The organism is Pantoea sp. 18069 (genome assembly GCF_902706035.1).
Lineage (GTDB): Bacteria > Pseudomonadota > Gammaproteobacteria > Burkholderiales > Burkholderiaceae_C > Comamonas.
Genome location: NZ_CACSJA010000030.1, coordinates 47,719 through 62,329, shown reverse-complemented (window position 1 = coordinate 62,329; position 14,611 = coordinate 47,719). Strand labels below are relative to the sequence as shown.

Sequence of the window (14,611 nt, the reverse complement as noted above, 5' to 3'; positions counted from 1 at the left end):
GGCGGCTGCGTGCAGTGAGGGGCGCAGCCCCAGCGTAACCAGCAGCATCAACTCCACCACGCTGGAGAACAGCAGCTCACGCGGGTACTGCCGGCTGCGGTGCGCCTGGAACACCTCGTCGATCCAGATGGCCGGCAATGCCTGATCCAACGCCAGGTGCGCCATCACGGCACCCGGTGCCTGCTGCTCGAACCGCTCAATGACTTCTTGCCAGATTTTCTTCTCCTGAACGCCCGCAAACCTCGGGCGCTCAGTAGGTTACATGAACACGATCGAAACACCTTGAAAGGGATGCTCCTGAGCGCGCTTCCCAGTGCGCATTCAACGCAGAACCGTCTCTGGTGGATTTACGCCAATCCAGCGTACATCAACACGCTGGCAGTCATCGACGAGCGCCAGGCTGTAGGTCCAGACACAGCGGGCTTTGCCTTACTTCAATAAAACAAGCGCACATTGGCCTTCTCACAGGCAGCCACGGGCCGCCCTGCCGGCAGCCCATCCGGAAAAAACGAAAGTAGAGTGACGCACCAACGAAAGTACAGTGACGTTCCGCACCTGCACCTGACCCAGGGTTTCCCCTGCTGACTCCGCAAACGCATGGAATATAGTTATGAAATATATCTATTTTTCTTCGGGTAAATGGCCGGGACATCCGGCCTGACGGCCATTCCCGTGACCATGAAAGCCATGCCATGAAACACCAGGACCTGGTCGCCATCGACTTCCATACCCATGCCGAAGTCAGCTGCCGCAACCCGTTCGACAACTACGGCGAGGAATTCGACCGCGCGGCCGACAAGTACTTTGGCAGCTCGGCGCGGCCGACGATTGCCGAGACCGTGGCGTATTACCGCGAGCGCAAGCTTGGGCTGGTGATGTTTACCGTCGACGCCGAGTCGCAGATGGGCCGCCGGCGCATTCCCAACGAGGAAATCGCCGAAGCCGCGCGCGCCAACAGCGACATGATGGTGGCGTTTGCCAGCGTCGATCCGCACAAGGGCAAGATGGGTGCGCGCGAAGCCGAGCGGCTGATCAAGGAAGAGGGCGTCAAGGGCTTCAAGTTCCACCCCACGGTGCAGGGCTACGACCCCTACGACCGCATGGCCTGGCCGATCTACGAAGTGATCAACGCCCACAAGCTGCCCGCGATCTTCCATACGGGCCACAGCGGCATTGGCAGCGGCATGCGCTGCGGCGGCGGGTTGCGGCTGTCGTACAGCAACCCCATGCTGCTCGACAACGTGGCCGTGGATTTCGGCGACATGCAGATCGTCATGGCCCACCCCAGCTTTCCCTGGCAGGACGAGGCGTTGTCGGTGGCGATGCACAAGCCCAATGTCTGGATCGACCTGTCGGGCTGGAGCCCCAAGTACTTTCCCAAGCAACTGGTGCAGTACGCGAACACGCTGCTCAAGGACCGCGTGCTGTTCGGCAGCGACTTCCCGCTGATCACGCCCGAGCGCTGGATGAAGGATTTCGAAGTCGCGGGTTTCAAGCCCGAAGTCATGCCCGGCATCCTGAAAGACAACGCCGTGCGCCTGCTGGGTTTCGATAAGGCCTGAGAGGGGCCGGGGGGTTACCATCGCGCTCATGCCTGAGACGCCTGCGCTTCGCGAACCCACTCCGCCTGCGGCCCATGGGCTGCCCCTGGACGCCGACAGCATTCTCGCGCTTGCGGCGCGCTCCATGTTCCATCTGTTCTCCAGCATGAGCCAGGGCATGTTCCTGGCCGATCGTTCGGGGCGCGTGGTCTGGGTCAACGAGGGCTATCGGCGCTTCTTGCCGGCGCTGGGCGTGGCGTCGGTCAACGATTTCCTGGGCCATATGGTCGAGGAGGTGATTCCCAACACGCAGATGCGTCGCGTGCTCGAGACCGGCGAGCCGGTGCTGATCGATCTGCTTACCAACCAGGCCGGGACGTTTGTCGTCAGCCGGCTGCCGCTGCATGACGACGCGGGCCTGGTGATAGGCGCGATCGGCATCGTGCTGTTCGACCATCCCGAGACCACGCTGCAGCCCCTGATCAGCAAGTTCGCGCGCCTGCAGCGCGATCTCGACGATGCGCGCCGCGAACTCGCGGCCCAGCGCGGTCGTGCGCTGGCCCAGGCCGGTACCGGGCTGCGCCAGGCCAAGCATACGTTTGCGAGTTTCGTCGGCGCAAGCCCCGCGGCCACCGAAGTCAAGCGCCAGGCGCGCCGGGCCGCGCAGTCTTCGAGTCCGGTGCTGCTGCTGGGCGAGACCGGCACGGGCAAGGAGCTGCTGGCGCACGCCATTCATGCGGCCTCTCCGCGCGCGGCCGGTCCGTTCGTGGGGCTCAATATCGCGGCCATTCCCGATACGCTGCTTGAAGCCGAATTCTTTGGCGTGGCGCCCGGCGCCTATACCGGCGCCGACCGGCGCGGGCGCGATGGAAAATTCAAGCTGGCCAACGGCGGCACGCTGTTTCTTGACGAGATCGGCGACATGCCGGCCAGCTTGCAGGCCAAGCTGCTGCGCGCCCTGCAGGAAGGCGAGATCGAGCCGCTGGGCTCGAACCAGCTGCTGCCGCTCAATGTGCGCGTGGTCGCGGCCACCTCGCGCGATCTGCAGGCCATGGTGCGCGCCGGCCAGTTCCGCGAAGACCTGTACTACCGCCTGCATGTGCTGCCGATTCGCGTGCCGCCGCTGCGCGAGCGCCGGGCCGACATTCCCGCGCTGGTCGAAGTGCTCAGCGATGACATGGGGCTGCGCAACGACATGCCGCCGCCCGAATGGCATGCCGATGCGCTGGCGCTGCTTGCGGCCCAGGAGTGGCGCGGCAATATCCGCGAACTGCGCAATGTGCTGGAGCAGGCCGCGATGCGCGGCGACAGCGGTGTCGTCGATGCGCGGCTGCTGGCTGAAGTGCTGCGCGCCGCGGGCGTGGAGCCCAAGCCCGCGCTGACCGATTTCGCCGCGGGTCTGGCGCCTTCCAATGCCGATCCGGCGCAGGCCGACAGCCAGCGTCTGCTGCGCCCCTTGCATGTGCAGGTGGCCGAACTCGAGCAGCAGGCGATTGCCGCGTCGCTCGCGGCCAATGGCGGCAACAAGCTGGCGACGGCGCGCCAGTTGCAGATTTCGCGCGCGACTTTGTACGCGCGCATCGATCAAACGACCTGAGCCCGGTTGCCGCACTTTGGTGCAAACCCTGTGTATTTATTGGTCAAATGTCTGAATTTCAGACGGCATTGACTGTCTGAAAATTAGGCATTTGTCGGCTGATTGCACGATGGTGTTTGCGCGCGCTGAGCGAAAACAAGGGCTTGCGTGTGCCGCGGCCATTGATTGCAGCCTGGCACAAAGCCTGCTGTGTCTTGTCCACTATTCAAAAGGAGACAAGCACCATGCAACGCCGTACCCTGGTTCATTCCGCCGTTCTCTGTACGCTGGCTTTGGCAGGCGGCCAAGCCGCCCTGGCGCAATCGGGCGAGATCCGCATTGCCCATGTCTACAGCAAGACCGGCCCGCTCGAGGCCTATGGCAAGCAGACCCAGGCCGGGCTGATGATGGGCCTCGAGTATGCGACCGGCGGCAGCATGACCGTGGCCGGCAGGAAGCTGGTGGTGATAGAGAAGGACGACCAGGGCAAGCCCGATCTGGGCAAGAGCCAGCTCGCGACGGCGTACTCCGACGACAAGGCCGACATCGCCGTCGGCCCCAGCGCTTCGGGCGTGGCGCTGGCGATGCTGCCCGTGGCCGAGGAGTACAAGAAGATCCTGCTGGTCGAGCCCGCGGTGGCCGACTCGATCACGGGCGACAAGTGGAACAAGTACATCTTCCGCACCGGCCGCAATTCGAGCCAGGACGCGATCAGCAATGCCGTGGCCATTGACCGCGAGGGTGTCACGATTGCCACACTGGCCCAGGACAACGCATTCGGCCGCGACGGCGTCAAGGCGTTCAAGGATGCCGTGAAGAAGGGCAAGCTGGTGCACGAGGAATACCTGCCGGCCGCGACCACCGACTTCACGGCCGGCGCCCAGCGGCTGATCGACAAGCTCAAGGACCAGCCGGGCAAGAAGGTCATCTGGATCGTCTGGGCCGGCGCGGGCAATCCGTTCAAGATCGCCGATCTGGACCTCAAGCGCTACGGCATCGAGATCGCTTCGGGCGGCAACATCCTGCCGGCCATGGCCGCCTACAAGAACCTGCCGGGCATGGAGGGCGCGAGCTACTACTACTTCGGCATCCCGAAGAACCCGGTCAATGACGCGCTGGTGGCCATGCACTACAAGCAGTTCAAGACGCCGCCGGATTTCTTCACCGCGGGCGGTTTCTCGGCTGCCATGGCGTTGGTGACGGCGCTCAAGAAGACCAACGGCGACACGAAGTCGAACACGCTGATCAAGGCCATGGAAGGCATGTCGTTCGACACGCCCAAGGGCACCATGACGTTCCGCAAGGAAGACCACCAGGCGATGCAGAGCATGTACCACTTCCGTGTGAAGAACGACCCGGCTTTTGCCTGGGGGGTGCCGGAGCTGGTGCGGGAGATCAAGCCGGAAGAGATGCAGATTCCGATCAGGAACGGCCGGTGAGGCATTACTTGCGCGCCCTGAAACGCCCTTCGACGGGCTCAGGGCGAACGGTAGTGAGGCACTAGAAGCAGTACCCGTTCGTCCTGAGTCCTTATCCTGAGCTTGTCGAAGGATCGAAGGATGAACGGCCTGTCCGACAAGCTTCTCCGCTGCGCCTCATCTGAATCCCCCGCCGCCAACGCCTGCCCCAAGCAGGCGTTGCGGCCCGCCATATCCTTTTTATGCTTGAAACCCAGAACCTGACGATTCGCTTTGGCGGCCATGTGGCTGTCAACGATGTGAGCTGCCGCTTTGCGCCGGGCACGCTCACCGCCATCGTCGGCCCGAACGGCGCGGGCAAGACGACTTTCTTCAATCTGATCTCGGGCCAGCTCAAGGCCACGGCCGGGCGCGTGCTGCTGGGCGAGCGTGACCTGACGGGCCTGGCGCCGTCGGCGCGCACGCATGCGGGGCTGGGCCGGGCGTTCCAGCTCACCAATCTGTTTCCGAATCTGAGCGTGCTGGAAAACGTGCGCCTCGCGGTGCAGGCGCGGCTGCCGGGCGCGCACCGGCGCGGGCTCAATCTGTGGAGCATATGGAGCGACCATGGGCAGCTCACGGCGCGCGCCCAGGATGTGCTCGAGCAGGTGGCGCTGTGGCCGCGGCGCGCCGAGCCCGTGGCCAGCCTGCCGCATGGCGACCAGCGCAAGCTCGAAGTCGCGCTGCTGATGGCGCTGGAGCCCGAGGTCTATATGTTCGACGAACCCACGGCCGGCATGGGCCATGACGAGGCGCCGGTGATTCTCGATCTGATACGCGGCCTCAAGGCTGACCGCAGCAAGATCATCTTGCTGGTCGAGCACAAGATGGACGTGGTGCGCGAGCTTGCCGACCGCATCATCGTGCTGACCAACGGCACGCTGGTCGCTGATGGCCTGCCGGCCGAAGTCATGGCTTCGCCCGTGGTGCAGCAGGCTTACCTGGGCATAGCGCCGCAAGAGGAGGCCGCATGAATTCCACCGCTTCCATGCTCTCCTTGCGCGGCGTGCATACGCATATCGGTGCCTACCATATCCTGCACGGCGTCGACCTCGATGTGCCGCGCGGCGAGCTGACCATGCTGCTCGGGCGCAATGGCGCGGGCAAGACCACGACGCTGCGCACCATCATGGGCCTGTGGCAAGCATCGCAGGGCCAGGTGCTGCTGGATGACCAGGACATCACACGCCTGGCCACGCCGGCGATCGCTGGCCGCAGCGTCGCCTATGTGCCCGAGAACATGGGCATTTTTGCGGATCTGAGCGTCAAGGAGAACCTGCTGCTGGCCGCGCGCCAGGCCAGCCATGCGGCGCAGATGGACGAAGCGCGGCTGCAGTGGATCTTCGGCCTGTTTCCGGCCGTGGAGAAGTTCTGGAACCACCCTGCGGGCAAGCTGTCGGGCGGGCAAAAGCAGATGGTGGCCGTGGCGCGCGCCATCGTCGAGCCGCGCGATCTGCTGATCATCGACGAGCCCAGCAAGGGCCTGGCGCCGGCCATCATCCAGAACATGATTGCGGCGTTCGAGCAGCTCAAGGCTGCGGGCGTGACGATTCTGCTGGTCGAGCAGAACCTGGCCTTTGCCACGCGCCTGGGCGACAGCGTGGCGGTGATGGACAACGGCCGCGTGGTGCACGCGGGCCGCATGGCCGATCTCGCGGCCGATACCGCCTTGCAGCAATCGCTGCTGGGCCTGGCGCTGTGATGCGCGGCAAGGAGAAAACATGAATCTCAAGGACCTGGACTGGAAACCGCTGGCCCTGGTGCCGGCGCTGGCGCTGGTCACGCTGCCGCTGATCGGCTCGCCCAGCACCTGGCTCACGCTCACCGTGGCCGGGCTGGCGATGGGCATGATCATCTTCATCATCGCCTCGGGCCTGACGCTGGTGTTCGGCCTGATGGACGTGCTGAACTTCGGCCATGGCGTGTTCATCGCGCTGGGCGCGTTCGTCGCGGCCAGCGTGCTCGGCGCGATGGGCGACTACACGGGCTCGGCCGATCTGTGGCGCAACCTGCTGGCCGTGCTGCCCGCGATGCTGATCGCGATGCTCGTGGCCGCGGCCGTGGGCCTGGCGTTCGAGCGCTTCATCGTGCGGCCCGTGTACGGCCAGCACCTCAAGCAGATCCTGATCACCATGGGCGGGATGATCATCGGCGAGGAGCTGATCAAGGTCATCTGGGGCCCGCAGCAGATTCCGCTGCCGCTGCCCGAAGGCATGCGCGGCGCCTGGCTGCTGGGCGATGCCGCGGTGGAGAAGTACCGCGTGGTCGCGGTGCTCGTGGGCCTGGCGGTGTTCGCGGCGCTGGCGTACACGCTGGCGCGCACCAAGGTCGGCCTGCTGATACGCGCGGGCGTGCAGGACCGCGAAATGGTCGAGGCGCTGGGCTACCGCATACGGCGCTTGTTTGTAGGCGTGTTCGTCGTCGGCTCGGCGCTCGCGGGCCTGGGCGGCGTGATGTGGGGGCTGTACCAGCAGAGCGTGATTCCGCAGATGGGCGCGCAGGTCAATGTGCTGATCTTCATCGTGATCATCATCGGCGGCCTGGGTTCCACGGGCGGGGCGCTGATCGGCGCGCTGCTGGTCGGGCTGATGGCCAATTACACCGGCTTTCTGGTGCCCAAGGTCGCGCTGTTCTCGAACATCGCGCTGATGGTCGCCATCTTGCTGTGGCGGCCCCAGGGCGTGTACCCGGTCGCCAACCGTTGAACCAGGAGTCACAAGCATGTTGAACCGATTGCTTTCCGGCGATATGCCGCGCAGCAGGCCACTGGCGGTGATTCTGCTCGCCATCCTGGTGGGCCTGGCCGTGGCGCCGTTTCTGTTTCCCGGCGTCAAGGCGCTGAACGTCGCCGCCAAGGTGCTGATTTTCGTGGTGCTGGTCGCGAGCTTCGACCTGCTGCTGGGCTATACCGGCATCGTGAGCTTCGCGCACACCATGTTCTTCGGCATAGGGGCGTATGGCGTGGCGATTGCCGCGGGCCGGCTCGGCCCCACCTGGAGCGCGCTGGCGCTGGGCATAGGCTGCGCCTTGCTTCTGAGCCTGCTGCTGTCGCTGGCCGTGGGGCTGTTCTCGCTGCGCGTGCGCGCGATCTTCTTTGCGATGATCACGCTGGCCGTGGCCGCGGCCTTCCAGACGCTGGCCTCGCAGCTGTCGGAGTGGACCGGCGGCGAAGACGGGCTCACGTTCAGGCTGCCCGAGTGGCTGTCGCCGAGCTTCGAGCTGTTCGAGAACGAAGTCCTGGGCCGCATGATAGACGGCAAGCTCATCACCTACTACCTGCTGTTCGTCGTCGCGCTGGTGCTGCTGCTGGCGCTGCTGCGCATCGTCAACTCGCCGTTCGGGCGCGTGCTGCAGGCCATACGCGAAAACGAGTTCCGCGCCGAAGCGCTGGGCTACCGGGTCGTGGTCTACCGCACCTTGTCTAGCGTGCTGTCGGCGCTGTTCGCGTGCCTGGCGGGCGCGATGCTTGCGCTCTGGCTGCGCTACAACGGGCCCGAGACCTCGCTGTCGTTCGAGATCATGATGGACTGTTTGCTGATCGTGGTGATAGGCGGCATGGGCACGATCTACGGCAGCGCGATAGGCGCGGTGCTGTTCCTGATCGCCCAGAGCTATCTGCAGGACCTGCTGCGCGTGGCCAGCGAAGCCGCTGCGGGCCTGCCTTGGCTGGCGGCATTGCTGAGCCCCGACCGCTGGCTGCTGTGGCTGGGCGTGCTGTTCGTGCTGTCGGTCTATTACTTTCCCACGGGCATTGTCGGCCGTCTGCGCGCCGCGGCCCAGCGCAGGAGCGTGCCATGAGCCATGCAGCCCCCCGTCTGGAATGCGCGATTCCCTCGGCTGCCGAGCAGACCGCCTGGGCCGCCCAACTGGCCCATGTGCCTGCGCCGGCATCCCGTTATGTGCAGTGCGCGGGTTATGAGATCCATTACATGGACTGGTCCGCCGCTGCGGTCGATGCAGCATTGCCCACGGTGATCGCCTGGCATGGCCTGGCGCGCACCGGGCGCGACATGGACCCGCTGGCGCGCTATCTCGCGGCCCAGGGTTATCGCGTGATCTGCCCCGACACGCTGGGCCGCGGCCTGAGCGAGTGGAGCCGTGCGCCCGGCGATGAATACCAGCTGCGCTTCTATGCGCGGCTGGCGCGTGAACTGGCCGATGCGCTTGGTCTGGAGCAGATCCATTGGATAGGCACGTCGATGGGCGGCGCCATCGGCATGGTCTGCGCCTCGGGGCTGTTCGAGCCCACGCTGGGCTCCCGCATTCGCAGCCTGGTGCTCAACGACAACGCGCCCGAACTTGCCGCGCCCGCGCTCGAGCGCATCAAGGGCTATGCGGGCCAGCCGCCGGTGTTTGCGACCATGGCCGAGCTCGAAGCGTTTTTCCGCAGCGCCTACGCACCTTATGGCTGGCTGCCCGACGCGCAGTGGCGCGCGCTGACCGAAACCAGCATGCGCCGCCTGCCCGACGGCCGGGTGACGCCGCACTACGACCCGCGCATGATCGAGCAGTTCACGGGCCATGAGAACGACTATCTGATCTGGCCGCACTACGACGCCATTCAGGTGCCGGTGCTGCTGCTGCGCGGCGAAGCCTCGGACCTGGTGCTGGCCTCGACGGCGCAGCAGATGCTGCAGCGCGGGCCGGGTGCGCGCGGGCAATTGCAATGGCTGGAAGTCGCGGGCTGCGGGCATGCGCCGGCGCTCAATGTGCTCAAGCAGTGGCAGGCGGTGAAGGGGGCGCTGCGCGCGGGGGAGGCGGCGCGCGGCGCTTGAGTACAGGCCGTTCACCCTTCGACGTGGCCGGCCAGGCAGGCTCAGGAAGCACGGTTGTTAGCGCTTTTCAATCCGGCATAGAACAATGCCCGCCCTGCGAGGCCTGGCCCGAGCCCGCGGCGATCAGCGGGGCTTCGTAGCGCAGGTCGACCGGCGCGGAGTGCTGGTAGTCCCAGGCCAGAAAAGCGACCAGCACCAGCCAGAAGGCGATGCGCAAAGTGGTTTGTTGCGTCATGGTGTGCGGTCCCTTCAGAAGCCGAAGCGCCGGCGTATGCGCAGGCCGAAGATGGTGCCGGCGAAGGCCAGCGGCACCCAGATCCAGCCATGGATGCTGCCGGTGCTGATGCCCGAGAGCATGGCGCCGACATTGCAGCCGAACGCCAGGCGCGAGCTGTAACCCAGCACCAGGCCGGCGACCAGCGCCACGACCCATTGCGTGCCGGTCAGCGCCTTGGCCGATGCCGGCTTGTTCGCCGCGACCCACAGCGCGCCGGCCAGAATACCGATGTTGGTGATGCTGGTGACGTCGAGCAGCACGGTTTCCTGCAGGCGCGCGGCGTTGCCGGGCTGGCTCCAGAACCAGTTCTGCGCCAGGTCCACGGCGCCCGTGGCATTCGCCACCTTGGCGGCCCACAGGCCAAAGCCATAGACCACGCCCCAGGGCTGGCCGGCAATCACCAGATTGGCCGTGGCCAGGATGGCCAGCAGCACCGCGCCCACGACCCATTTGCGCTGCCACAGCGGCTGCGTGGCGCGCTGCAGGCGGGCGTTGGCCCGACCCACATACCAGCGCACGCCCACGGCGACCGCGGCGAGTGCCAGCAGCGTCGCGCCCAGCGCCGCCGGCCAGCCCCAGGCGCTGACCAGGCCCACGGGCTGCATGCGCCCCAGGTCCAGCCACCAGCCCAGGTGCAGCGAGCCGACAAAGCTGCCGATCGCGAACATCGGCAGGATGGCGGCGTTCATGGGAATGCCCATGCCCGCCTTGTAGAGCGTGCCGCTGCCGCAGCCGTCGGCGATCTGCATGCACAGGCCGAAGACAAAGGCACCGATCAGCAGGCTCACGCTTGGTGGCCCGAGCGCGGCGGTGAGTTCGGGAAAGCTGCCCAGCAGCGGCATGGCAAGCAGAGCGGCCAGGGCCAGCAGCAGCAACTGGCCGAAGACGCCGCTGGCGTCCTTCTCTTCGATCAGCAGGCGCCAGCCGGTGGTGAAGCCAAAGCGCTGGCCCGCGAGCACCGCGCCCAGGCCTATGCCCACGGCAAACAGCGCGGCCTGGCGCACGGACACGGTCCACAGCAGCCAGGCAAAGAAAACGGCCATCAAGGCCGCGAGGGGAAGACGTTTCATGGGTTTATTTGAATTTTCGCTGCCACCATTGGCGCGCGTCATAGGCCAGCGACTCCAGGCGGCCGGGCTGGTTTTCGAGCGCGGGTGCGTCGGGCTGCTGGGTCCAGTCGACCATCGAGCCCGCATACAGCTTGACGTTGGGCAGGCCCGCGATTTCGCTCAGGCCGAACCAGTCGGTCGCGGCCCAGTGGCCGGTGTTGCAGAAGGCGACCATGTCCTGGCCTTGCTTGCGCTGGACCTTGGCGGCGATCTGCCGGGCCGTGGCGGTGTCTACAAAGGTCGAGGTACCGGGCACGAACCACTGGTTGAAGTCGAGCTGCTGCGCGCCGGGCAGCGTGCCCGACAGCTTGGCCGCGGGCGCGCGGGTCTTGCCCTGGTAGAACGCGTCGGGGCGCGCATCGACCAGCGCCGCATTGCTCAGGTCGAGGTTCTGGCGGATGTCTGCGCGCGTCGCGATCAGGCTGCTGTCGAGTTGCGGCTGCCAATGGCTGGCCGCCACTTGCACGGCCGCGTTGTCCTGCGGCAGCTTCGCATCTGCCCAGGCTTTCATGCCACCGTTGACGATGGACAGCTCCTGGAGCCCCAGCGTCTTGAGCGTCCAGTAGACGCGCGCCGAAGCGCCGAAATCGGTGGTGTCGGCGCCGCTGGACACGACCACCGCATGGGTCGCGGGTGTCAGGCCCAGCGACTGCACGAGCTGCGTGAGCTGGGAGACATCGGGCAGTTCGCCGGGATTGCTGGCCGGGCCGCGCCACTTGCCATAGGGCGCACTCACTGCGCCCGGAATGTGCTGCTTGGCATAGGCCTGCGGATCGCGGATGTCGATCACGCGCAGCGCGGGCGTCGATGCCGTGGCGTGCAGCTGTGCCGGCGTCAGCAGGGGCTGGGCCGCGGCGGCCCACTGCGCGGCAGTCAGCGCCAGCGCAAAGGCGAACATTTTCTTCATGGTCACTCCATGGGGAGCTATCCCCGAATACACCGATTGTCGTTTTCCATCAGTCGACGGCCAACGATGTTTACGCTCTTGGTTCATGAGCAGAGGTAATAAGAAGGGGCGCCTTGCTGCGCAAAACCGCAGAACGCGGCGTGTGCCTGAGGCGCCGATACCACGCTCAGCGCGCGCCCATGGCCTTGGCCCGTTGCGCAGTCTGTTGCAGCGCCGCGTCAGAGGGCTTGCCCATGGCCCAGCCCGCGAGGTGCTGCTGCGCAACCTGGCTCAGCGCCGTGATCCAGGGCGCGCTGTCGTTGAGGCAGGGGATATAGGCGAAGGCCTTGCCGCCTGCATGCAGGAAAGCTTCGCGTGCCTCCTGGTTGATTTCCTCCAGCGTTTCAAGGCAGTCGCTGGTGAAGCCCGGGCAGACCACGTCGACGCTTTGCAGGCCGCGCTGCGCCATGGCGATCAGCGTGGGCTCGGTATAGGGCTCGAGCCATTTGGCCCTGCCAAAGCGCGACTGGAACGTCACGGTGTACTGCGATGGCGCCAGGCCCAGGCGCTCGGCCAGCAGGCGGCCGGTTTTCTGGCTTTCGCAGTGGTAGGGGTCGCCCAGATGCAGCGTGCGTTCGGGCACGCCGTGAAAGCTCATCACCAGGTGCGCGCTGCGGCCGGCGTCGCGCCAGTGCGTTTCAATGCGCTGGGCCAGTGCATCGATGTAGCCGGCGTCGTCGTGGTAGCGGTTGACGAAACGCAGCTCGGGAATATGGCGCTGGGTGCGGGCCCAGTCGTAGACCGCGTCGAACACGCTGGCCGTGGTCGTGCCCGAGTACTGGGGGTACAGCGGCAGGATCAGAATGCGCGTCGCGCCTTCGGCCTTGAGCGCGTCGAGCTCGCTGGCGATAGCCGGGCTGCCATAGCGCATCGCGTGGCGCACCAGCACGTTGTGCCCGGCCTCGCCGAGCCAGCCGCGCAGCAGCAGCGCCTGGCGCGCCGTCCAGTGCGCGAGCGGCGAGCCGTCCTGGGGGTGCCAGACCGTGGCGTATTTCGCGGCCGATTTCGCGGGACGCGTACGCAGGATGATGCCGTGCAGGATGGGCCACCAGGCGAGCTTGGGGATCTCCACGACGCGGTCGTCGCTGAGAAACTGCGCGAGGTAGCGGCGCACGGCCGAAGGCGTGGGCGCATCGGGCGTGCCGAGATTGCACAGCAGCACGGCGGTGCGCGCAGCGCGGCCGTGGGGGGAGGGGGGTTCTGGCGCAAAGCGTGAAGGCATGGGCCGATTGTGCCAAGGCGCGGGGACGCGCGCAGCCGCAGGCCCGCGATGGCTGCGGTATTCTCGGGCTACCTATGCAAGCTTCTCCTGACTCCAACGCATTCTCCGGCATCCGTGCCCGCGGTATCCGTGCCATCACCCTCGATCTCGATGACACCCTGTGGCCGATCTGGCCGACGATAGAACGTGCCGAACGCGTGCTGCTGCAGTGGCTGCAGACCCATGCGCCGGCCACCGCGCAGTCGCTGCAGACCCAGGCCGCGGTGCGCGCCGTGCGCAACGAGATCGGGCGCCTGCGGCCCGATCTCGCGCATGACCTCAATGGCCTGCGGCGCGAGTCGATCCGGCTGGCGCTCACGCGCGCGGGCGATGACCAAAGCCTTGCCGAGACCGCGTTCGACGTGTTCTTCGCCGAGCGCCAGCGCGTGGACCTGTTCGAGGACGCGCTTCCCGCACTCGAGTTTCTCGCCGCGCGCTGGCCGCTGGTGGCGCTGAGCAATGGCACGGCCGATGTGCATGTCGTCGGGCTCGGGCGCTACTTCCATGCGAGCGTCAGCGCGCACCGCGTGGGCGTGGCCAAGCCCGACCCGCGCATCTTCGCGCTCGCGGCGCAGGCCGCAGGCGTGCCCGCCGCGAACGTGCTGCATGTGGGTGACGATGCGCTGCTCGACGCCCGAGGCGCGATGGATGCGGGTATGCACGCAGTCTGGCTCAACCGCGCGGGCGTAGACTGGACGCACGGAGGCGCCAGCCCTTCCGTGACGGTGGCCAGTCTCGCGCAGTTATGTCAGGGTCTGGCCGAAGGCTGATCCTTCCCGATGCTGTTAGCGAGCCGAGAACCATGCCCAGTACCCTGCGCTCCCGCCCGCGTTCTCCCTCTCCTCTCCCCGTGGTGCGTACCGTCGGCCTGCTGCAGCCGCTGTCCTGGCTTGCGCTGGCCTGGCGCGACATCTGCCGCGCGCCGGCCCTGGGCTTCGCGCATGGTCTGGTATTGGCGCTGCTGGGCGCTGCCATCCTGGCCGTGGGGCACAATCGCTTCTGGCTGATGGCCGGTGCGCTGTCGGGCTTTCTGGTGATAGGACCGGTGGTGGCGACCAGCCTCTATGCGATCAGCCGTGCGCTCGAGCGCGGCGAGCCCGTAGGCCTGGGCCTGGTGCGCCAGACCTGGACGCGCTGGCAAAGCGGCCACGCGGGCGCAGGACGCCACGCAGGCTACTGGTGCCTGGTGCGCTTCGGCCTGCTGCTGTCGCTTGCGGCCACGGGCTGGGTGGTGATTTCGGCTTCGCTGATCACCGTGCTGTCGCCCGTGCGCGTGCAGACGCCGATGGATTTCCTGCACCACGTCGTGCTCGCACGCGATGGGCAATTGTTTGCTTTGTGGATGGCGCTGGGCAGTTTTCTGGCCGCGCCTATTTTTGCGTCCAGCGTCGTGGCCATGCCGCTGCTGCTGGACCGCCGTGTAACCGTGCTGCAGGCCGTGCTGACGAGCTGGACGGTGGTGACCGCCAACCCGGCGCCCATGGCGTTCTGGGCGGCGTTGATTGTGTTGTTTACCCTGTTGGGCCTGGGCTCGGTGCTGATCGGCCTGGTGGCCGTGGTGCCCATGCTCGGCCATGCGAGCTGGCATGCCTACCGTGATCTGGTCGACGCCTCGGCGTTCGCGCCACGCGAGCCGCCGCAGCCGGACAGGGCGTTGTAGGACTTGTCG

14 protein-coding genes and 1 pseudogene are annotated in these 14,611 nt (G+C 66.4%); 10 read left to right on the top strand and 5 right to left on the bottom strand.

Annotated features, from left to right (window positions below; genetic code table 11):
• Window positions 1-165 (bottom strand): annotated as a pseudogene (locus GVL12_RS19870) (IS4 family transposase); the annotation flags it as partial.
• A gap of 527 nt (window positions 166-692) precedes the next feature.
• Between GVL12_RS19870 and GVL12_RS19865 the strand changes: the two are divergent.
• The 8 genes from GVL12_RS19865 to GVL12_RS19830 all read left to right on the top strand — a co-directional run bounded on the left by GVL12_RS19865 (window position 693) and on the right by GVL12_RS19830 (window position 9,349).
• Window positions 693-1,562 (top strand): amidohydrolase family protein, encoded by an 870-nt coding sequence (locus GVL12_RS19865; RefSeq protein WP_159917294.1) that lies wholly within the window; start codon window positions 693-695, stop codon window positions 1,560-1,562.
• Window positions 1,563-1,590: 28 nt separating this feature from the next.
• Entirely contained in the window at window positions 1,591-3,138 is a 1,548-nt protein-coding gene (locus GVL12_RS19860) for a sigma-54-dependent Fis family transcriptional regulator (RefSeq protein ID WP_159917293.1), read from the top strand.
• 224 nt (window positions 3,139-3,362) lie between these two features.
• Window positions 3,363-4,556, top strand: a complete 1,194-nt coding sequence (locus GVL12_RS19855) for a substrate-binding domain-containing protein (RefSeq protein WP_159917292.1) — start codon at window positions 3,363-3,365, stop codon at window positions 4,554-4,556.
• 221 nt (window positions 4,557-4,777) lie between these two features.
• Entirely contained in the window at window positions 4,778-5,548 is a 771-nt protein-coding gene (locus GVL12_RS19850) for an ABC transporter ATP-binding protein (protein WP_159917291.1), read from the top strand.
• Entirely contained in the window at window positions 5,545-6,276 is a 732-nt protein-coding gene (locus GVL12_RS19845) for an ABC transporter ATP-binding protein (RefSeq protein WP_159917290.1), read from the top strand. The genes GVL12_RS19850 and GVL12_RS19845 overlap by 4 nt, the downstream gene beginning before the upstream one ends.
• A 19-nt stretch (window positions 6,277-6,295) precedes the next feature.
• Window positions 6,296-7,279, top strand: a complete 984-nt coding sequence (locus tag GVL12_RS19840) for a branched-chain amino acid ABC transporter permease (RefSeq protein WP_159917289.1) — start codon at window positions 6,296-6,298, stop codon at window positions 7,277-7,279.
• A gap of 16 nt (window positions 7,280-7,295) precedes the next feature.
• Window positions 7,296-8,372: a branched-chain amino acid ABC transporter permease gene (locus GVL12_RS19835; RefSeq protein WP_159917288.1), complete on the top strand. Its 1,077-nt coding sequence runs from the start codon at window positions 7,296-7,298 to the stop codon at window positions 8,370-8,372.
• The gene (locus GVL12_RS19830; protein WP_159917287.1) at window positions 8,369-9,349 is read left to right on the top strand and encodes an alpha/beta fold hydrolase; all 981 of its coding nucleotides are present in this window, start codon (window positions 8,369-8,371) and stop codon (window positions 9,347-9,349) included. The genes GVL12_RS19835 and GVL12_RS19830 overlap by 4 nt, the downstream gene beginning before the upstream one ends.
• A gap of 67 nt (window positions 9,350-9,416) precedes the next feature.
• Here the strand turns inward: GVL12_RS19830 and GVL12_RS26365 are convergent, their stop codons facing one another.
• The 4 genes from GVL12_RS26365 to hemH all read right to left on the bottom strand — a co-directional run bounded on the left by GVL12_RS26365 (window position 9,417) and on the right by hemH (window position 12,903).
• Window positions 9,417-9,584, bottom strand: a complete 168-nt coding sequence (locus GVL12_RS26365; RefSeq protein WP_200843936.1) for a hypothetical protein — start codon at window positions 9,582-9,584, stop codon at window positions 9,417-9,419.
• Window positions 9,585-9,598: 14 nt separating this feature from the next.
• Complete coding sequence (locus GVL12_RS19825; protein WP_159917286.1) at window positions 9,599-10,696, bottom strand: YeeE/YedE thiosulfate transporter family protein; 1,098 nt, start codon at window positions 10,694-10,696, stop codon at window positions 9,599-9,601.
• Between the two features lie 4 nt (window positions 10,697-10,700).
• Entirely contained in the window at window positions 10,701-11,642 is a 942-nt protein-coding gene (locus GVL12_RS19820) for a sulfurtransferase (protein WP_159917284.1), read from the bottom strand.
• A gap of 166 nt (window positions 11,643-11,808) precedes the next feature.
• Complete coding sequence (hemH, locus tag GVL12_RS19815; protein WP_159917282.1) at window positions 11,809-12,903, bottom strand: ferrochelatase; 1,095 nt, start codon at window positions 12,901-12,903, stop codon at window positions 11,809-11,811.
• A gap of 74 nt (window positions 12,904-12,977) precedes the next feature.
• Here hemH and GVL12_RS19810 point away from each other — a divergent pair, with 74 nt between their 5' ends.
• A complete protein-coding gene (locus GVL12_RS19810; RefSeq protein ID WP_159917280.1) occupies window positions 12,978-13,712 on the top strand; it encodes an HAD family hydrolase in 735 nt (244 codons plus the stop codon).
• Window positions 13,713-13,792: 80 nt separating this feature from the next.
• Window positions 13,793-14,602: a DUF2189 domain-containing protein gene (locus GVL12_RS19805; RefSeq protein ID WP_200843935.1), complete on the top strand. Its 810-nt coding sequence runs from the start codon at window positions 13,793-13,795 to the stop codon at window positions 14,600-14,602.
• Window positions 14,603-14,611 lie beyond the last annotated feature (9 nt).